Source organism: Pseudomonas sp. NFX224, from assembly GCF_048565165.1.
GTDB lineage: Bacteria > Pseudomonadota > Gammaproteobacteria > Pseudomonadales > Pseudomonadaceae > Aquipseudomonas.
On record NZ_CP183416.1, the window covers coordinates 2,873,717 to 2,893,399 of the forward strand.

The following is a 19,683-nucleotide window of genomic DNA, read 5'->3' on the forward strand; positions in this document are numbered from 1 at the left end:
CTCACATCCTTAATGAATTTTTGCTGTTCAGGGTCACCACGCCATCGGCGTGTTCTCGGCCCAGCCAGCTGGTCCAGCCCAGAAGACAGGCGTTCTGTCTACCGATGCGCAACTCGTGGACTTCTTCCTGGCGCAGAACCAGACGAATGTCGTAATCGAGCGGATCGCGAAGGGTGAATCGCACCAACGCACACAACGGCTGATAGCCGAACCCGATCGGCAGGAATTCATGGAAACGGTGCCAGTCGAGCTCGCGTACATGAATCCGGAATTTTCCGCTGCGATCGCGAACGTGTTCGCCCAGCACGAGGTCTTCGCCGAGATTGCTGTTGGCGCGCCCAAGTCGATTGCGTTGCTCGTCGAGAATCTCGACACGACGCTCGATGCATTGCTCGATGGTCAGTTCGGCATGCTTGAAGTAGTAACGTAGAACGGCCTCGATCAATGCTGCTGAATGTGCCCGCAGACTGAGCAGACCGAGGTACGGCAGCAGGCGCTTCCAGTTCAGCTCCCGGGCCTTGCGAATTTCTTCGCCACCAAGTCCGATCAGGGCAAACAGCTGCGAAGAAAATGAATCAAGAGCACCACTCTGGAACCCTGCGTGATACCGGTACTTGCACCAGATCGGCCACATCAGCCGCTGTAACCGGTGATGAAAGAGATCGAGAAAGTTACGGGTCAGATTGCCTTCTTCGCCGTTATTCAATGCCTGTTCGGCATAGAACGCCGGCAGCGGTGAACCGGAACCCACCAGGCTCATCAGGTTAAAACGTAACCGCGCACGCACCTGACCGTGCTCCTCGAAGAACTCCACGCGATCCACGTCACAACCGGGAAAACCCAGGCTTGGATTGGCCTGGAACTCCAGCTGATCGTATAGATCGTCTTCACTCAGGCTCGGATGTATCTCGCGCAGACGCTCAACCACCAGTCGCACGGCCTGGAACAGCGAATACTCACGAATTGCCCGGCTCAGCCCACTCAAAGCAGGGGCTGAAGACCCATGCGGGGTGCCCATTGATACACCTCTCCTTGTGTGCTGATGACCCGCAACTCGTGATACGAATTGAGGCTGGCGTAAAGCGCGAAAAACTCGTTGAGTACCGAAGCAAACACGAACAGATCGCCTTCGCCGATATACCCCTGTGGATCGATGGTCAGCTCGGTACGCAATCCACGTACTGGTAGTCCACGATGCAATCTGTCGACGTGCTGGTGCTTGATCGACTTCAAGCCGCCGAGCAGTCTTTTGCTGATGTTTTCAGCGTGCTGGTCGTAATAGCGCGGCAAGTCGTAGGTTTCGAGAATCAGCTTCAACGCATTGACGTCAGCCAGGGACAGGTAGTTGAGCGACATGTTGCTGATCAGCTTCCAGAGAAAGTCTTTATTGATCGGCGGCGCAAAGCATGAAGTGACTGAAGTGATGTTGCGGAAACTAAGGAACTCCGGCGTCTGCTCGCAAGACTGGGTGATGTCACCGAGCTTCAACTTGCGCGGCAGGTTCTGGTTGGTACACATCAGCTCGATCGAGAGCGTTTCCTGGACGTCGGAGTGTCGAATGCCGAAGCTCAGATAGGTATCGAGGCCATCGTGCAACAAGGAGGAGCGCTGGCGGACGCTGTAATGCGGACGGCTGGCCGGGACATCGAAACTGGGATCGTGTTCAAAGGATTCGAACGGCACATATTCCCGATTTCCCAGGCCACTCGGCCTCCATCCGGTGACTTTTTCTACCGAAAACACACCACAGTTTTCCAAGTCGTACCCGGCTGGCAAGAGCAAGTGTTCATCCTGCTTTCCATCGAGACGCACAGGCAGCGCATCGTGCGTGAACAGGTTCACGATCGGCGTGCAGTGAAGTTTTATGTTATCCAGGGTCGGGCGCAGTCGCTGCAATTCGCTCTTGCGAATATCAAAGCGCAATTCCAGTCCGCGCACTTGCTTGATGCAGTCCTCAGACAGGCTCTTGAGCAGGTCGAGGCCGTTGATATCGACGAACAGGAACTTGTCCTGAAAAGCGAAATACTCCTGCAGGTAGCGATAACCACGGAAGGTATTCAGCGGGTACGGCACCAGCGCCTCTTCTTCGGCAAACCCCACCGATTGCACGCGGTCACCCGGTAACCTGAGTGCCATCGGCATGTCGTTCACGCCAGCGATTGGGTTGCCGGCGTCGTCCAGCGGAATCAGTTCGATGCCTTGCAGATGACGCAGCAAGCTCAAGTACAGCATCTGGCTGATGTAGCGTTCGCCCGTAAAGTGCAGACGCAAACGATTCAAAGCCAGCTCACCAAGATGGCCGTCAGCGTTCATCTCCAGCCGCAGACTCAACAGCGATCCATCGCCCTTGACCGAATAATTCATCCCGACAAGGTCCAGCGCTGACACCTCGGTCAAGTAGCACGTGCGGAAACGGCAACGCACGCCTTCGATCGGTACACTCTCCACCGGTGTATCAAGGTCAACCACAAATGCCGGTTCCGCGCGCGTCAGCGGAGCGAATTGCAAAATGCTGAACGCCGGTAGCGGTCGCATATAGTTGGGCCACAGCAATTGCATCAACGAATGACTCAGCTCCGGCAATTCGTCGTCGAGCTTCTGTCGCAGACGTCCGGTCAAAAACGCAAAGCCTTCAAGCAACCGCTCCACGTCGGGATCGCGCCCGGCCTGCCCCAGGTAGGGGGCCAATGCCGGGCTGCGCTCAGCGAATCGACGACCTGACTGGCGGAGCGCGGTGAGCTCACTTTGGTAGTAGTGGTTAAAGGACATAGGTAATTCCGCTTGTCATTGGCTGACCTTGACTTGACCGCTGCCATGCAGGCACGCCGCAAAGCTGACCTGACGCTTGATACCGTCGATTTCCAGCAGACCTTCGATGCTGAAGGACAGCCGCAGTTGATCGTCGTTACGCGGACCGGAAGAGACACGTACGTTGCTAAGGCGCGGCTCGTAAGCCTCGATGAAACGTTCGATGGCCAAGCGAGCTTGATTCAAGGATTCGTGAAGACTCAGGCGCATATCGTTGAGATCGGGTAATCCATAATCGGGCAGTGTCTGCACACTGCCCGCACGGGTGCTGAGCATCTTGGCCAGGTGGGCAGCCACAGACGCCGTAGCGGAGTTTTCGCGACTCCAGCCAACACGTTTTTGCGTGTCGCCATTCAGGCGTTCGAAGAGGCTGCCGTATCCGCTCATGAGTCAGTTCCGATTACTCTTTGTCCAGTTTGCCAACCAGGGAGAGGGTGAAATCAGCTCCCATGTACTTGAAGTGCGGGCGCACATTGAGACTGACGCGGTACCAGCCTGGCTCGCCGTCGACATCGCTGACGATGACCTGCGCAGCGCGCAATGGCCGACGACCGCGGACTTCGGCGCTCGGGTTTTCCTGATCCGCTACGTACTGGCGAATCCACTTGTTGAGTTCCAGTTCGAGGTCGGTACGTTCTTTCCACGACCCCAATTGCTCTCGTTGAAGAACTTTCAAATAGTGGGCCAGTCGATTGACGATCATCATGTAAGGCAACTGAGTGCCGAGTTTGTAATTCAGCTCGGCAACCTTGCCTTCCGCGCTGATGCCGAAGTGCTTTGGCTTCTGCACGGAACTGGCGGAAAAGAATGCTGCGTTGTCGCTACCCTTGCGCATCGTCAGGGCTATGAATCCCTCCTCGGCCAGTTCGTATTCACGACGGTCGGATACCAGCACTTCGGTCGGGATCTTGGTTTCGATTTCGCCCATGCTTTCGAAGTGGTGCAATGGCAGATCTTCCACTGCGCCGCCGCTCTGCGGACCGATGATGTTCGGGCACCAGCGGAACTTGGCGAAGCTGTCGGTCAGTCGGGTGCCGAACGCGTAAGCCGTATTTCCCCATAAATAGTGTTCGTGGCTATTGGCGACGGTTTCTTTGTAAGCGAACGATTTCACCGGGTTTTCTTCCGGGTCATAGGGATTGCGCAGCAGGAAGCGCGGTACCGTCAGCCCAAAGTAACGCGCGTCTTCCGACTGACGGAAACTCTGCCATTTGGCAAATTGCGGGCCTTCGAAGTGATCTTTCAGATCCTTCAGATTCGGCAGATCGTTGAAGCTCTCCAGCCCGAAGAACGTCGGACCCGCCGCGGCGATGAAAGGCGCATGGGACATGCAGGCAACGCTGGAAACGTACTGCATCAGTTTCACGTCCGGCGAGCTCGGAGACATGAAGTAGTTGGCGATGATTGCCCCTACCGGTTGCCCACCGAACTGACCGTATTCTGCGGTGTAGATGTGCTTGTAAAGACCAGCCTGCATCACTTCAGGCGAATCTTCGAAGTCGTCCAGCAAGTCTTCCTTGGATACGTTGAGGATTTCTATCTTGATGTTTTCGCGAAAGTCAGTGCGATCCACCAACAACTGCAGACCACGCCACGAGGATTCCAGCGCCTGAAAGGCCGGGTGGTGGAGGATTTCATCCATTTGCCGGCTGAGTTTGCTGTCGATCTCGGCAATCATCCGGTCGACCATGGCCTTTTTTACCGGTTCTCCATTGTTCGTCGGCTTGAGCAGTTCTTCGATAAACGCCGATACACCGCGTTTGGCAATGTCATAGGCTTCGTCGGCCGGATTCAGGCGGGTTTCGGCAATGATGCTGTCGAGAATGCTGAATTCGCTGCGCTGGTCATTCTGTTGCGGTGCTGTGTTCGTACTCATGTGGCTTCCTTGACTGATGGATGACTCAGGCTTGCTCGACGCTGGAATTCAGTCCCAACTCGCCTAACACGCGATTGCGGGATTCGTCGTCTGCCAGAACACCCTCAATGGCTTTGCGAAATGCAGGCGTGTTGCCGAGTGGCCCCTTTAGGGCTATCAGCGCGTTGCGCAACTCCATCAGTTTTTTCAGTTCAGGCACTTGATCGACCAGGCTGGCCGGATTGAAATCCTTCATCGAGCCGACGCGCAGATCCACGGCCAGCTCTTCGCAGGTAGTTTCATCCTGAAGCCGATTCGGTACGCTCAAGGTCACCTGCAGGTCTTGCTTGGCCAGCACTTCGTCAAAGGTCATCTTGTCGATGCTGATCGGCTTGCGATCTTCAACCTTGCGTTCGTCTTTACGATGGGTGTAATCACCGATTGCAAGTATTTTCAGTGGCAGTTCGATCTCTTCCTGCGCACCACCGGTGGCAGGCTTGAAAGTCACATTGATGCGTTCCTTCGGGGCTACCGAGCCTTCTTTGGCCATGGCAATTCTCCTTGCGGTTGTGGCCCGTAGGCCTATTCGAGTACCACTTCAAGATCGAGGTGGCACAGCCGGCGATAAATCTCGTCCTTGCATTCGCGCACCGCATGGTTCTGCGGCAATAACTCACAGCAGCCATGCAGCAGGCGCAGCACTTCCAACGCGAGTTCGGGCTCCCAGGCGTGCAAGCCTGAGCCCTGTAGCGTTTGGTCTAGAGTTTCGAGTTGGGTCTTGGCCAGTTCGTACTTCTTGGCCAGAAAGCACAGCCGGGCGAGGGTGAATTGCCAGAAGAACCGGGCACGGCCACCTTGGGCGGTGTGCAAGCCTTGTTTGAGAATCTGCACCGCAGCCTTGAGCCCATCCTTGCGCAGGATCGGTTGGGCGTCGTCCAGGGCCTGCTCCCAGGCTGGTTGGGTTGTCGGGTCTTCTACAGGGTGTGCTGTGCAGGGACTTTGCAGATGCGGCATGACGTGAGCATTGACCCATGCGCGAGTGGCCGGATCGGCGAAAGGAACGCCATCATGGAAACGCAATTCGAGGATGCCGGGCAGACGTTGAATCAGTAACGCTAGATGGATCTCCACTTCGCGCATGGCCAATTCTGCATTCAGGCCCTGAAGACATTCCCAAACCATTCGCTGTCCATCAAACCAGAATGGCGCCTTTGACAGGCTCGGCTCCAACTCCACAAGCAAATCGGCGTGCCGGGCCAGATCGTAATGCTCCTGAAAGAACCTGAGCCGGTCGGCAGGTAGCCCGCGCAGTGCCGTGATCCGTTCGCAATTGCGATCGGGTAGCGTGTCGACAGGCAGCCAGAGCAGCGTACGATTCAGACGCAATGCACGCAGGTCAGTGGCCTTTTGCTTAAGCCACCAGACGCACAGTGGCCGCGCGCTGTCCTGCTGAGCACGCAAGGCTTTATGGGCTTCTTTTTCGTTATTGATGGGCGCGCAAGGATTGAACAAATGCGTGGCAGCCTGTTTGACCTGAGCCACTGCAGCCTCCACCACACCGGCGGACGGCTGATGCTCGACTGCCCGATGCACCAGGTTTTGCAGACGACGGGAAAGCGGTAGCAGCAAAGGCGCATCGTCACCGAGGTGTGACGTGAAAATGGCATCAAGCCCTTCCAGATGCTCCACCAAACAGCGGAACAATGGCAGTTGCTCCTTGATCGCGACGTTCTCGTTCAGTACCTGTTCAAGGCGCTGCGTAAGCCAACTAATCGCGGCAGCACGGGTACGGGGTTTGCTCGGGTAAACATCGGCCCAACGACTTTTGCACAGGCGGTGCAGCAAACCGAGTCCAGCCACCAGCCCCTGAAAGGATTCGCACTGATACAAGGCCCACGTCAGCCAAACGCTGACCCGCAAATCCTTGGATTGGGTTCGCAGCAATCTTTCGCAGTTTTCGCGGACTTTGAGCCAGTCGATTTGACTGCTTTCGTGTATGGACTGGAGTTTGCCCAGTTCACGCTCCAGCGCTTCATATTCAATCGAAAAGCGAACATCCCCGCCCACGAAACTCTCTTCGGAAACGGAGACTTCAGCAAGTTCAAGGTAATGAGCGGAAAGTTTGCCTGAGTAAGACATCCATGGCCTTTTTTTGAAAATGACGGTCATTCGTCAATGGGAATTGCACTGGAGCCAGCCTTTGGAGCTGAATCGGCGCAAAGCATGACAAAAATAGAAAGTGAAAAATGTAGGACGCTTCTGAAAATGCAATCAGATGAGAAAGTTAGTTAGAAACCTCTCGTATTTTGTTGCACTTTTAGTATGAGTAATGTCCGACACTGACTCATGAAAAAAGATGCAACATTATGAAATTGAGGGAATTTCTGACTTAAGCAAAAGAACCTTCCTACGCAATTCATTTCAATGAACTGATAGCGCTCTTCTACAATTAACGCAGACACAAGACTTGCAAGGTTCGTGTCTGAAGTTTTGTTTTAACCACCAGTAGCTCAAGGGCGAGCCAATGAAAAGCAAAAGGATGAGCATATGTTTGCACCGCTCAACACAGCCCATTTCACCCTTCAAATTCCAACCGTTCGAAACGATCTCAAAGTGCTGGCATTTGAAGGCATTGAAACCATCAGCTCTTTGTATTCAATCGAAATAAATCAGGTCAGCGAATGCCCTGATATTGATCTGGAGGGCCTGCTCGGGCAGCCGGCGTTTCTCCAGTTCGGTCCCAACGAAAAAGGTCAACTGTCGTTGGTGTAGTTGCGCATCATGCGTGAGCTGGCGGTTAAGCATGATGTTCCCTTCAAGGCCTTGCGTCTCGCCATCGACCTCTCCCATTACTGAGAGGAAAAGCGAAATAGGCAAAAGGGATTTGTGACGCAGAGGTGTTGCAAGGCATGGCAGAAAACGCAAACCTTGCCCAGCAACCTATATCAGAACCAAGATCAATCAAGCCATGTGTACGCTAGATCGGATACACGGAGTCAGTAGAGAAAACTCTTCGCGAGCTGACTCGTTCCAACAGGGAAATGCATTCCAATGTAGGAGCGAGCCTGCTCGCGATAGCGGACTTTCAGGCGTAGCGTATCAAGCCCCAGGAACAAAGTGCTTCTGCGCAGTACCACGGGCAATCAGGCGGGAGATGTAGTCGAGTTTTTGCGCGTCCTGATCGACGAAGCGGAAGGTCAGTTGCAGCCATTCGCTGTCGGGTTTCTGTTCGTGGGCGACGATCGCGTGCAGGTAGCCGTTGAGGCGGGCGGTTTCAGCGTTGTCACCCTGCTCCAGGTCGAGCACGGCGCTGTCGAGGACTTGCGGCAGGGTGTCGGCGCGCTTGACCACCAGCAGCGCTTCCTTGAGGCTCAGGGCCTTGATCACGCATTGCTGGATGCCGTTCGGCAGGCGCAGTTGGCCCTGCCCACGTCCACCTCCGACTGCAGCAGAGGCAGCGGCCACCGGTGCTTTAACCGGTGGGCTATTAAGCAAACCCCGGGACGGTGCAGCGGCAGGCGCAGCAGGCGTAGCCGCAACCACGGCAGGCTTGCCGCCGGTCAAAGCGCTCAGGGAATCGTTACCGAAGGCCGGGCTGGTTTTGGTCGCCGCGACGTTGATCAAAGCGTCGAGCTTGCCGACCTTGTGCAGCGCCTGCTTGACCTTGGTGAGCAGTTGTTCGTTGGTGAACGGCTTGCTGACGTAACCGGAGACACCGGCCTGGATCGCCTGTACGACGTTCTCTTTGTCGCCACGGCTGGTCACCATCACGAACGGCATGCCTTTGAGGTTGTCTTGCTCGCGGCACCAAGTCAGCAGTTCCAGCCCGGACATCTCCGGCATTTCCCAGTCGCACAGAACCAGGTCGAACGCTTCCTTCACCAACATGGCCTGAGCCTTTTTGCCATTGACGGCATCTTCGATCCGCATGCCCGGGAAATAGTTACGCAGGCACTTCTTCACCAGGTCACGAATGAACGAAGCATCGTCCACGACCAACACACTGACCTTACTCATCCATAACCCCTTTAAAAAATCCCGGCAAGCATACCGCTTTGCTGATGGCACATTGCCAAAAACCTTCAGTCACGCCGGACTTTTCGTTCGCGGGGTGCTGCTTTACGAATTCGTGGAGCGCAAATAAAAACGCCCGGCCAAAAGGCCGGGCGCTTTACTTGGGCAATCTTACTTATCGTCAGCTTTGCCCGGAACATTAGCGGTTTCGCCGCTTGTTCCTTCAACTTCTTCTTTCATGCGCTTGAGGCCCAGGTGACGCACGTCGGTGCCGCGCACCAGGTAAATCACCAGTTCCGAGATATTGCGCGCGTGGTCGCCGATGCGCTCCAGCGAACGCAACACCCAGATAATGCTCAAGACCCGCGAGATAGAGCGTGGGTCTTCCATCATGTAGGTCGCCAGCTCACGCAGGGCAGTCTTGTATTCGCGGTCGATGATCTTGTCGTACTGCGCCACTGACAGCGCCAGGTCGGCGTCGAAGCGGGCAAACGCGTCCAGCGCATCGCGAACCATGTTGCGCACCTGGTCGCCGATGTGGCGAACCTCGACGTAACCGCGCGGCGCTTCGCCTTCTTCGCACAACTGGATAGCGCGACGGGCGATCTTGGTCGCTTCGTCACCGATGCGCTCCAGATCGATCACCGACTTGGAGATGCTGATGATCAGGCGCAAGTCGGACGCTGCCGGCTGACGACGGGCCAGAATGCGCAGGCATTCTTCGTCGATGTTGCGTTCCATCTGGTTGATCTGGTCGTCGATCTCGCGCACCTGCTGGGCCAGGCCGGAATCGGCCTCGATCAGCGCGGTCACCGCGTCGTTGACCTGTTTCTCGACCAGCCCGCCCATAGCCAGGAGGTGGCTGCGCACTTCCTCAAGCTCGGCGTTGAACTGCGCGGAAATGTGGTGGGTAAGGCCTTCTTTACTAATCATGTTGGCGTCCTTGGAGCGTCCGGTAAGGTGCGGTGGGCCGCAGCGTCAGTTCAGTGAACAACCACAGCTTCCTAGCCGTAGCGACCGGTGATGTAGTCTTCGGTCTGCTTCTTCGCCGGATTGGTGAACAGGGTATCGGTGTCGCCGAATTCCACCAGTTTGCCCATGTACATGAACGCCGTGTAGTCGGAAACCCGCGCGGCCTGTTGCATGTTGTGGGTCACGATGACGATGGTGAATTTCGATTTCAGTTCGTAGATCAGCTCTTCGACTTTCAGCGTGGAGATCGGGTCGAGTGCCGAGCACGGTTCGTCGAGCAGCAGCACTTCAGGTTCCACGGCAATGGTGCGCGCGATCACCAGACGTTGCTGCTGACCACCGGACAGGCCCAGTGCCGACTCGTGCAGACGGTCTTTGACTTCGTCCCACAACGCCGCGCCTTTGAGCGCCCACTCCACGGCTTCGTCGAGTACACGCTTCTTGTTGATGCCCTGGATGCGCAGGCCGTAGACCACGTTCTCGTAGATGGTTTTCGGGAACGGGTTCGGCTTCTGGAACACCATGCCGACGCGACGACGCAGTTCGGCCACGTCTTCACCCTTGCGGTAGATGTTGTTGCCGTACAGGTTGATCTCGCCTTCGACGCGGCAGCCATCGACCAGGTCGTTCATGCGGTTGAAGGTCCGCAGCAGCGTGGACTTGCCGCAGCCGGACGGGCCGATGAAGGCGGTCACGCGCTGTTTCGGAATGTTCATGCTGACGTCGTACAGCGCTTGCTTGTCGCCGTAGAACAGGCTCAGGCCCGGCACTTCGATGGCCACGGTTTCCTGCTCAAGGCTCAGGCTCTGTTTGTCGCGGCCCAGGGCTGACATGTTGATGCCGTGGGTATGTGTTTCGTGCTGCATGGGAGGCTCCCTGTGCTAACAAATTCGGTTCGTTTTTTGTGGGAGCCCGCCTGCTGGCTCCCACATAGAAATCATTGCTTCTGCTAATTAGCTATCCAGCGCCTTGTACTTCTCGCGCAGGTGGTTACGGATGTACACCGCCGACAGGTTCAACGTCGCGATCACCAGCACCAGCAGCAACGCCGTGGCGTACACCAGCGGTCGTGCGGCCTCAACGTTCGGGCTCTGGAAGCCGACGTCATAAATGTGGAAGCCCAAGTGCATGATCTTCTGGTCCAGGTGCAGGTACGGATAGTTGCCATCCACCGGCAGCGACGGCGCCAGTTTCACCACACCCACCAGCATCAGCGGCGCCACTTCACCGGCGGCACGGGCCACCGCGAGGATCATGCCGGTCATCATCGCCGGGCTGGCCATTGGCAACACGATTTTCCACAAGGTTTCAGCCTTGGTCGCGCCGAGGGCCAACGAGCCTTCACGCACGGTGCGAGGAATCCGCGCCAGACCTTCTTCCGTGGCCACGATCACCACCGGCACCGCCAGCAATGCCAGGGTCAACGAAGCCCACAGCAGACCCGGCGTGCCGAAGGTCGGAGCCGGCAGCGCTTCCGGGAAGAACAAGCGGTCGAGCGAGCCGCCCAACACGTAAACGAAGAAGCCCAGACCGAACACGCCGTACACGATGGCCGGGACACCTGCCAGGTTGTTCACCGCAATGCGAATCACACGGGTCAGGGTGTTCTGCTTGGCGTATTCACGCAGGTACACCGCCGCCAACACGCCGAACGGGGTCACGATCATCGCCATGATCAACGTCATCATCACGGTGCCGAAGATCGCCGGGAAAATCCCGCCTTCGGTGTTCGCCTCACGCGGGTCGTCGCTCAGGAATTCCCAGACCTTGCTGAAGTAGAAACCGATCTTGGTGAAGGTGCCCATCGCGTTTGGCTGGTAGGCGTGAACCACTTTGCCCAGGCCGATTTCGATCTCTTTACCGTTGGCATCACGAGCAGTCAAAGCGTCGCGGTTGAACTGTGCGTGCAAATCACTCAGACGTGCTTCGACATCCTGGTAGCGAGCGTTGAGTTCAGCGCGCTCGGATTCCATGTCCGCTTGCGCGGCAGCATCGAGCTTGCCTTCCAGTTCCAGCTTGCGACTGTGCAGACGGATGCGTTCGAGACCGGCGTTGATCGCACCGATGTCGACCTTTTCCAGGGTCTTGAGCTGAGCGGCCAACTGGTTCACGCGGTCGATTCGCGCTTGCAGCTCGGGCCATGCAGCCTCGCCTTCGGCGATGACCTTGCCGTCCTGTTTGACGTTGACCAGGTAACCGTAGAAGTTGCCCCACTCGCGACGCTCGATAGCCATCAGTTCGACGGGCGTCTTCTGGTTGGTCAGCCACTCGCCGACGATCCAGGTGAAGTCGTTGCCGTTCAAGTCACGGTTGCCGACCTTGATCAGCTCGCGGGTCATGAATTCCGGGCCCTGGTCAGGCACCGGCAAACCGGCGCTTTTCAGGCGGGCACGCGGCACTTCTTCTTTCTGTACGATTTCGCCGATCACCAGGTGATTGGCCTGGCCCGGCACGTCGTAGCTGGCGTGCACCAGATCCGCCGGCCAGAAGTGACCCAGGCCACGCACGGCAATCACCGCCAGCAGGCCAATGGTCATGATGACCGCGATGGACACCGCGCCACCGCTGATCCAGACGCCGGGGGCGCCGCTCTTGAACCATCCTTTCAGGGAGTTCTGTTTCACAGACTTCTACCTTTCTTAAAGCGACGAGTATTTCTTGCGCAGACGCTGACGAATCAGTTCCGCGAGGGTGTTCATGACGAAGGTGAACAACAGCAACACCAGCGCCGAGAGGAACAGCACGCGGTAGTGGCTGCCGCCGACTTCCGACTCCGGCATTTCCACCGCGACGTTGGCGGCCAGGGTGCGCAGGCCTTCGAACAGGTTCATTTCCATGACCGGGGTGTTACCGGTGGCCATCAACACGATCATGGTTTCACCGACCGCACGGCCCATGCCGATCATCAGCGCCGAGAAGATGCCCGGGCTGGCCGTCAGGATCACCACGCGAGTCATGGTCTGCCACGGCGTGGCGCCGAGGGCCAGGGAGCCGAGGGTCAGGCCGCGAGGCACGCTGAACACGGCGTCTTCGGCGATCGAGTAGATGTTCGGGATCACCGCGAAGCCCATGGCCAGACCGACCACCAGTGCGTTGCGCTGGTCGTAGGTGATGCCCAGGTCGTGGGAGATCCACATGCGCATGTCACCGCCGAAGAACCAGTTCTCCATGAACGGGCTCATGTACAGCGAGAGCCAGCCCACGAACAGGATCACTGGAATCAGCAGCGCACTTTCCCAACCGTCCGGCACTCTCAGGCGGATCGATTCAGGCAGGCGACTGAAGGCGAAACCCGCCACCAGAATGCCGATCGGCAGCAACATCAACAGGCTGAAGATGCCCGGCAAATGCCCTTCCACATACGGTGCGAGGAACAGACCGGCGAAGAAACCGAGGATCACCGTCGGCATCGCTTCCATCAACTCGATCACCGGCTTGACCTTGCGGCGCATGCCCGGGGCCATGAAGTACGCGGTGTAGATCGCAGCGGCAACGGCCAGAGGCGCAGCCAGCAGCATGGCGTAGAACGCAGCTTTCAACGTACCGAAGGTCAGCGGCGACAGGCTGAGCTTGGGTTCGAAGTCCGTGTTGGCAGCGGTCGATTGCCAGACGTATTTAGGTTCGTCGTAGTTTTCGTACCAGACTTTGCTCCACAACGCGCTCCACGACACTTCCGGGTGCGGGTTGTCGAGCAGCAACGGTTGCAGCTTGCCACCGGCTTCCACGATCACACGGTTAGCCCGTGGCGACAGACCGAACAGGCCCTGGCCGTCGACAACCGGGTCGACCAGCAAAGTGCGGTGCGCGGTACTGTGGAACACGCCGAGCTTGCCGGAGGCGTCCAGTGCAATGAAGCCCTTGCGGCGTTCTTCGGCGGTGATTTCAACGATAGGCGTGGTGCCCATCTGGAACGTACGGATCTGCTTCAGGCGCTGTTCGCCATCCGGGTCGCGGGCCATGAACCACTGGGCCAGGCCACCTTTGGAGTCACCCAGGATCAGCGAGATACCGCCAACCAGTTGAGTACTGGCAGTGATTTCAGCCTCGCCGTTTTCCAGCAGTTTGTAGCGACCGTTGAGGCTCTTGTCGCGCAGGCTGAAGACGTCGGCCTGGGCACGACCGTTAATCACGTACAACCACTGCTGACGCGGGTCAACGAAGATGTTCTTCACCGGCTCGGTCATTTGCGGCAGATCAATGCGCTTCTGCTCGTTGGTGATTTCGCCGGTCATCATGTTTTCTTCGCTGGTCAGCGACAGAACATTGAGTTGCGAACCGGTGGAACCGACCAGCATCAGGGTCGTGTCGGTGGCGTTGAGGCTGACGTGTTCCAACGCACCGCCGGATTCGTTGAGCGCAATCGGGGATTCGCCGTACGGATATTCGATGGCTGGCGAGATGGTTTTCTTGCCGTCCGGGTAGCTGACTTTATACGTGTGGCGGAACACCAGTGCCTGACCGTTGGACAAGCCCACGGCTACCAGTGGATGACCTGGCTGGTCTTCACCGATGGAGGTTACGGTAGTACCGGCCGGAACAGGCAGATCGACGCGCTTGAGTTCAGCGCCACTGTCGATATCGAAGAACAATGCCTGACCCTTGTCGGAAACCCGCATCGCCACCTGGTTCTGCTCTTCGAGCGAGATCATCAGTGGCTTGCCGGCGTCCTGCATCCAGGCTGGGGTGATCGCATCTTTCGCAGTCAGGCTGGCACCCTGGAACAGGGGTGCAACGACGTAAGCGAGGAAGAAGAAGATCAGTGTGATGGCTGCCAGTACCGCCAGGCCGCCGATGAGGACGTACCAGCGAGTGAAGCGATCCTTGAGCGCGCGAATGCGGCGCTTGCGTTGCAACTCAGGCGTATTGAAATCAATTCGCTTGGGGGGATTAGTAGTCATGTTGGAATTGGCCAGATCATTCATTCGCACACCCTAGCGATCCTGTATGACAGAAAGATGACAGTGCAGTGACGCAACAAATCCGCCGCTGGCGGTAACCAGCAGTGGATAGGGAATTTGGGGGGTGTAGGGGCGGCTCCTGCCTGCCCCCACGTGAGTCCGGGGTTAAACCCCCCGACTCAATTTGTTACTTTTTTGCGACTTCAGCGCCGCCTTCTTGCAGACCCAGGTCAGCCAGTGCTTTTGCAGCAACCTTGGCTGGCAACGGGATGTAACCGTCTTTCACTACAACTTCCTGGCCCTGTTTCGACAGAACCAGTTTCACGAACTCGGCTTCCAGCGGGGCCAGAGGCTTGTTCGGGGCTTTGTTGACGTAAACGTAGAGGAAACGCGACAGCGGATACTTGCCGTTCAGGGCGTTTTCTTCGGTGTCTTCGATGAAGTCCTGGCTGCCTTTCTTGGCCAGGGCCACAGTCTTCACGCTAGCAGTCTTGTAGCCGATGCCCGAGTAACCGATGCCGTTCAGCGAGGAGCTGATCGACTGCACGACCGAAGCCGAACCTGGTTGTTCGTTCACGTTTGGCTTGTAGTCGCCTTTGCACAGGGCTTCTTCTTTGAAGTAGCCATAGGTGCCGGATACCGAGTTACGACCGAACAGTTGAACTGGCTTGTTGGCCAGGTCGCCGGTCACGCCCAGGTCACCCCAGGTTTTCACGTCGGCTTTAGCGCCGCACAGACGAGTGGACGAGAAGATCGCGTCGACTTGTTCCATGGTCAGGTGCTGGATCGGGTTGTCTTTGTGTACGAATACAGCCAGGGCGTCTACTGCAACCGGGATAGCGGTTGGCTTGTAGCCGTACTTCTGCTCGAAGGCAGCCAGTTCGGTGTCCTTCATCTTGCGGCTCATCGGGCCCAGGTTGGAGGTGCCTTCAGTCAGCGCAGGTGGCGCAGTGGCAGAGCCAGCGGCCTGAATCTGGATGTTTACGTTCGGGTATTCTTTTTTGTAGTTCTCAGCCCAGAGGGTCATGAGGTTGGCCAGAGTGTCGGAACCAACGCTGGACAGGTTGCCCGACACACCAGTGGTCTTGGTGTAGCTCGGGATAGCAGGGTCAACAGCGGCAACCGCGTTGGCAGTCGCAACGCCAGCAGCGACAAAAGTCATTGCCGCCATCAAACGCTTCAGTTTCATGCCTTACTCCTAGCAGATAGGGTGTGTTAAGTCGGGGCCAAGTATCAGCAGGCCGTGTGAACACTCTATGGCTGAAATATGACAATTGGATGAAAGGCCAGTATTCGGGTTTTTACTGGATGATTCGCGGCGCCCTCAATCGTCAGCAGGCTGGCCCCCACATTGAAATGCATTCCAGTGTGGGAGCCAGCCTGCTGGCGATTGGGCCGGTACAGACGATAAAAAAGTCGAAATCAGCGCCCCTTCTTCCAGAGATACGCCCCCACCACAATTCCGACCCCACACAGTACCGCCACATAATAGGCAGGCCCCATCGGGCTCTCTTTGAGCAACAGGCTGACGATCATCGGCGTCAAACCACCGAAAATCGCGTAGGCGACGTTGTAGGAGAACGACAGACCGCTGAAGCGCACCACCGGCGGGAATGCCTTGACCATCACGTACGGCACCGCGCCGATGGAGCCGACCAGCAGACCGGTCAGCGCGTACAGCGGGAACAGCCAGTCGGGATGATCGGCCAGGCTGTGATAGAAGGTCCAGGAACTGACCAGCAATGCAGCACAGCCAATCACGAAGACGCGTCCCGCACCGAAACGATCGGCCAGTGCGCCGGCGACGATGCAACCCACGCTCAGGAACACGATCGCCACGCTGTTCGCTTGCAGCGACGTGGTTGGCGAGAAGTGATAGACCGTCTGCAACACAGTCGGGGTCATCAGGATCAGCACCACGATGGCGGCGGACAGCAACCAGGTCAGCAGCATCGAAATGGCAATCGCACCACGATGGTCACGCAGCACCGCACGCAGCGGCACTTCTTCGGCCAGGGCCTTGCGCTGTTGCAGCTCGGCGAACACCGGGGTTTCGTGTAGCCAGCGGCGCAGGTACACCGAGAACAAGCCGAACACGCCACCCAGCAGGAACGGGATCCGCCAGGCGTAATCCGCCACTTCCACCGGGGTGTAAATGCTGTTGATCGCCGTGGCGACCAGAGAACCCAGCAGGATGCCCGCCGTCAGGCCACTGGTCAGGGTACCGCAGGCATAGCCGATATGGCGTTGCGGCACGTGTTCGGAAACGAAGACCCAGGCGCCGGGCACTTCACCGCCAATCGCCGCGCCCTGGATGACGCGCATCAGCAGCAACAGGATCGGCGCCCACATGCCGATCTGCGCGTAGGTCGGCAGCAGGCCCATGATCAGGGTCGGCACCGCCATCATGAAAATGCTCAGGGTGAACATCTTCTTGCGCCCCAGCAGGTCGCCGAAGTGCGCCATTACAATGCCACCCAGCGGCCGTGCCAGGTAGCCAGCGGCGAAGATGCCGAAGGTCTGCATCAAACGCAGCCACTCGGGCATGTCCGCCGGGAAGAACAGCTTGCCCACCACCGTGGCAAAGAACACGAAGATGATGAAGTCGTAGAACTCCAGCGCGCCGCCCAGGGCCGACAGCGATAGCGTCTTGTAGTCGTTGCGGGTCAGCGGACGCGTGGATGGGGAAGGCTGCGCGATACTTGAGGGCGCTGTGGTCATGACAAAGGCTTCTCTTATAGTCAGGTCTGCCGCCCCGACAACGCAGGCAAGGGCTCGGGCAGGTCCGGCACGATAGCAAATTGTTCGAAAAAGCACATAGAGGCGCGTAATTGACAGTCAAAATGAGAACCGGACGGTCGTCTCGGAGTCTACCGACCGATATACTCGCAACTGTGCGACGGCTTGCAAGGGTTGCTGTGCGAAAACGCCTGTCAGGTTCATAGGCGATTTCGCAGAGTTTCCCTTTAGACGCCTTATGGAAAACGTGACGAACGTAGTATGTTCGGTGCTGAATCGTTTTTCCTGAAGACGGCTACCACCAGCAGCACCAACGAAGAGTCACGGGTCAGAGGCACCCCCGGCATGATAGAGCTCGAACAAGAAGATCCGATTCCGCAAGGCGACCTGGCCCTGCAAATCACCGCGCTTCCGCGCGAAACCAACGGCTTTGGCGATATTTTCGGCGGCTGGCTGGTGGCGCAGATGGATTTGGCCGGCACCGCGATGGCCAGCAAGGTTGCCGGTGGCCGCGTAGCCACCGTTGCGATCGACCGCATGGCGTTTCTGGTGCCGGTGGCCGTGGGCGCTCAGCTCTCCTTCTATACCCAGGCACTGGAAATCGGCCGCAGCTCGATCCAGATGATGGTCGAAGTCTGGAGCGACGATCCGCTGTCCAGCGAATGGCGCAAAGTCACCGAAGCGGTATTCGTGTTCGTGGCCATCGACGGCAGCGGCCGCACCCGCTCGGTTCCGCCCAGAGCGCGTTAAAACCGGGAAGCATTAAACCCGCCGACCGATTCACGGTCCATTGCAGTCCTGTAACTGATCGAGAGCTGTCCCATGAACACGCCGAACGTTGAAGCCGTGAAACTGGATGAACTGAACTGCTGGCGCCTCCGCCACGGTCAGGCCGAATTACTGGTGGCCCAGCAAGGCGCGCACATCCTCAGTTATCAACTGGCCGGCCAACCGCCGCTGATCTGGCTCAACGATGAGGCGGTGTTCAAGACCCGCAAGAGCATCCGTGCCGGCGTGCCGGTGTGCTGGCCGTGGTTCGGCAACTTCGAACGCAACCCGCAGAGTGTGAAGGCGATGCGCGTCAGTCAGGAGCCGGCACCCGCGCACGGCCTGGTGCGGGCAATGGACTGGGAACTGGGCGGCATTGAAACTGAGGGCGAAAGCCTGAAGGTCGAATTTCTCCTGCCCTACCCCGAAGGTGGTCTGCCAGGCTGGCCGCATCAGGTGGACTTGAAGTTGAGCATTCGTCTGGATGAGCAACTGCACATCAGCCTGACCAGCCACAACGTTGGCACCGAGACGGTGACCATCAGCCAGGCGCTGCACAGCTATTTCGCCGTCAGCGATGTGCGCAACGTGCATGTCGAAGGCGTGAATGGCTTGAACTACATCGAAACGCTGGAAGACTGGAAAACCAAGAAACAATCCGGTGATCTGCGTTTTTCCGGCGAGACTGACCGCATTTATCTCGACGCCCCGCCGCTGCTGAGCATCGTCGACCCGGGCTGGGAACGACGCATCGAGTTGACCAGTACCGGTTCGCGCACCGCTGTGATCTGGAACCCATGGATCGACCGCGCCGCCGCGTTCAGTGACATGGCGAACGATGGCTGGCAGCGCATGCTATGCATCGAGACGGCGAATGTGATGGGTGATGTGGTGAGCCTGGCAGCGGGCGCCAGTCATACTTTGGGCGTGAGCGTCGGTAGCAAACCGCTTTAAGATCAAAAGATCGCAGCCTTCGACAGCGCCTACACTGATCCCTGTAGGCGCTGTCGAAGGCTGCGATCTTTTTTTGTTTGCCGATTACAAATCCGACTCTTTCACCACCCGGACTTTCGCCGCATCCAGCGCATACGCCGCATCCGCCAGGTCATTGCTGACCTTCTCGACCTTCAGCGTGCCGGTGACCCACAGCGGCGTGTAGATATCATTGAGCTTCAAACCCTTCGGATAGCGCACCAGCACCAATTGATTGGGCGGCGGTGGCGGCACGTGGATGCACGCGCCCGGATACGGCACGAGGAAAAACAATGTGCTGTTGCCCTTGGCGTCGGACTCCAGCGGCACCGGATATCCACCGATACGGATGTTCTTGTCGTTCATCGACGCCACGGTCTTGGTCGAATACATCACCGCCGGCAAGCCCTTGCTCTGCTTCATGCCACCCTTTTCGGTAAAGGTGCCATTGGCTTCGGGGGAGTCGTGGTCGATTTCGGGCATGGCCTCGAGGGCTTTCTGGTCCGATTTGGGCATCAGTTCGAGCCAATCGGTTTCCGGCAGTTCGCCAGCGTGGACAAGGCCCGAACCGAGAAATAAAAGAGTAAGCAAAAGACGGCGCATGAAAATGCTCGGCAAGGAAAGGAAAACGCCGAGCATTCTAGTCCTCCCGGGCTG

General features: G+C 57.7%; 16 protein-coding genes and 1 pseudogene. 3 read left to right on the top strand and 14 right to left on the bottom strand.

The features are described from left to right. Position 1 precedes the first annotated feature (1 nt). Genes tssG through tssA form a run of 6 tightly spaced genes read right to left on the bottom strand, consistent with a single transcriptional unit; the run spans position 2 to position 6,802 of the window. Positions 2–1,018: a type VI secretion system baseplate subunit TssG gene (tssG, locus tag ACNYC6_RS12905; RefSeq protein WP_419712603.1), complete on the bottom strand. Its 1,017-nt coding sequence runs from the start codon at positions 1,016–1,018 to the stop codon at positions 2–4. Beyond that, a complete protein-coding gene (gene tssF, locus ACNYC6_RS12910; RefSeq protein WP_419712604.1) occupies positions 982–2,769 on the bottom strand; it encodes a type VI secretion system baseplate subunit TssF in 1,788 nt (595 codons plus the stop codon). Before tssF ends, tssG begins: the two co-directional genes overlap by 37 nt. 15 nt (positions 2,770–2,784) lie before the next feature. Continuing rightward, positions 2,785–3,195, bottom strand: a complete 411-nt coding sequence (gene tssE / locus ACNYC6_RS12915) for a type VI secretion system baseplate subunit TssE (RefSeq protein ID WP_419712605.1) — start codon at positions 3,193–3,195, stop codon at positions 2,785–2,787. 13 nt (positions 3,196–3,208) lie between these two features. Continuing rightward, positions 3,209–4,684: a type VI secretion system contractile sheath large subunit gene (gene tssC, locus ACNYC6_RS12920; protein WP_419712606.1), complete on the bottom strand. Its 1,476-nt coding sequence runs from the start codon at positions 4,682–4,684 to the stop codon at positions 3,209–3,211. Between the two features lie 25 nt (positions 4,685–4,709). Next, positions 4,710–5,213: a type VI secretion system contractile sheath small subunit gene (gene tssB / locus ACNYC6_RS12925; protein ID WP_419712607.1), complete on the bottom strand. Its 504-nt coding sequence runs from the start codon at positions 5,211–5,213 to the stop codon at positions 4,710–4,712. A 32-nt stretch (positions 5,214–5,245) separates the two neighbouring features. Next, positions 5,246–6,802 (bottom strand): type VI secretion system protein TssA, encoded by a 1,557-nt coding sequence (tssA, locus tag ACNYC6_RS12930; protein WP_419712608.1) that lies wholly within the window; start codon positions 6,800–6,802, stop codon positions 5,246–5,248. A gap of 408 nt (positions 6,803–7,210) precedes the next feature. Here tssA and ACNYC6_RS12935 point away from each other — a divergent pair. After that, positions 7,211–7,417: pseudogene (locus tag ACNYC6_RS12935) on the top strand (type VI secretion system tip protein VgrG); the annotation flags it as partial. A gap of 345 nt (positions 7,418–7,762) precedes the next feature. Here ACNYC6_RS12935 and ACNYC6_RS12940 read toward each other — a convergent pair. The 7 genes from ACNYC6_RS12940 to ACNYC6_RS12970 all read right to left on the bottom strand — a co-directional run bounded on the left by ACNYC6_RS12940 (position 7,763) and on the right by ACNYC6_RS12970 (position 17,268). Beyond that, positions 7,763–8,680: a response regulator gene (locus ACNYC6_RS12940; protein WP_419712609.1), complete on the bottom strand. Its 918-nt coding sequence runs from the start codon at positions 8,678–8,680 to the stop codon at positions 7,763–7,765. 168 nt (positions 8,681–8,848) lie between these two features. After that, a complete protein-coding gene (gene phoU, locus ACNYC6_RS12945) occupies positions 8,849–9,610 on the bottom strand; it encodes a phosphate signaling complex protein PhoU (protein ID WP_008150055.1) in 762 nt (253 codons plus the stop codon). Between the two features lie 71 nt (positions 9,611–9,681). Beyond that, on the bottom strand, positions 9,682–10,515 hold the full coding sequence (pstB, locus tag ACNYC6_RS12950) for a phosphate ABC transporter ATP-binding protein PstB (RefSeq protein WP_338584028.1): 834 nt from the start codon (positions 10,513–10,515) through the stop codon (positions 9,682–9,684). Positions 10,516–10,602: 87 nt separating this feature from the next. Then, positions 10,603–12,273 carry a phosphate ABC transporter permease PstA gene (pstA, locus tag ACNYC6_RS12955; protein WP_419712610.1) on the bottom strand — a complete coding sequence of 557 codons (1,671 nt, stop codon included), beginning with the start codon at positions 12,271–12,273 and terminating at the stop codon, positions 10,603–10,605. A 15-nt stretch (positions 12,274–12,288) separates the two neighbouring features. Then, the gene (locus tag ACNYC6_RS12960) at positions 12,289–14,322 is read right to left on the bottom strand and encodes an ABC transporter permease subunit (RefSeq protein WP_419712961.1); all 2,034 of its coding nucleotides are present in this window, start codon (positions 14,320–14,322) and stop codon (positions 12,289–12,291) included. Between the two features lie 412 nt (positions 14,323–14,734). Beyond that, positions 14,735–15,736, bottom strand: a complete 1,002-nt coding sequence (locus ACNYC6_RS12965) for a phosphate ABC transporter substrate-binding protein PstS (RefSeq protein WP_419712611.1) — start codon at positions 15,734–15,736, stop codon at positions 14,735–14,737. A gap of 233 nt (positions 15,737–15,969) precedes the next feature. Next, complete coding sequence (locus ACNYC6_RS12970) at positions 15,970–17,268, bottom strand: MFS transporter (RefSeq protein ID WP_419712612.1); 1,299 nt, start codon at positions 17,266–17,268, stop codon at positions 15,970–15,972. Positions 17,269–17,631: 363 nt separating this feature from the next. On the opposite strand from ACNYC6_RS12970, the gene ACNYC6_RS12975 reads away from it, so the two are divergent. Next, positions 17,632–18,036, top strand: a complete 405-nt coding sequence (locus ACNYC6_RS12975) for an acyl-CoA thioesterase (protein ID WP_007896491.1) — start codon at positions 17,632–17,634, stop codon at positions 18,034–18,036. A gap of 72 nt (positions 18,037–18,108) precedes the next feature. Continuing rightward, positions 18,109–19,008: a D-hexose-6-phosphate mutarotase gene (locus ACNYC6_RS12980; protein WP_419712613.1), complete on the top strand. Its 900-nt coding sequence runs from the start codon at positions 18,109–18,111 to the stop codon at positions 19,006–19,008. 84 nt (positions 19,009–19,092) lie between these two features. Here the strand turns inward: ACNYC6_RS12980 and ACNYC6_RS12985 are convergent, their stop codons facing one another. Continuing rightward, positions 19,093–19,629, bottom strand: a complete 537-nt coding sequence (locus ACNYC6_RS12985) for a DUF3299 domain-containing protein (RefSeq protein ID WP_419712614.1) — start codon at positions 19,627–19,629, stop codon at positions 19,093–19,095. Positions 19,630–19,683: the final 54 nt, after the last annotated feature.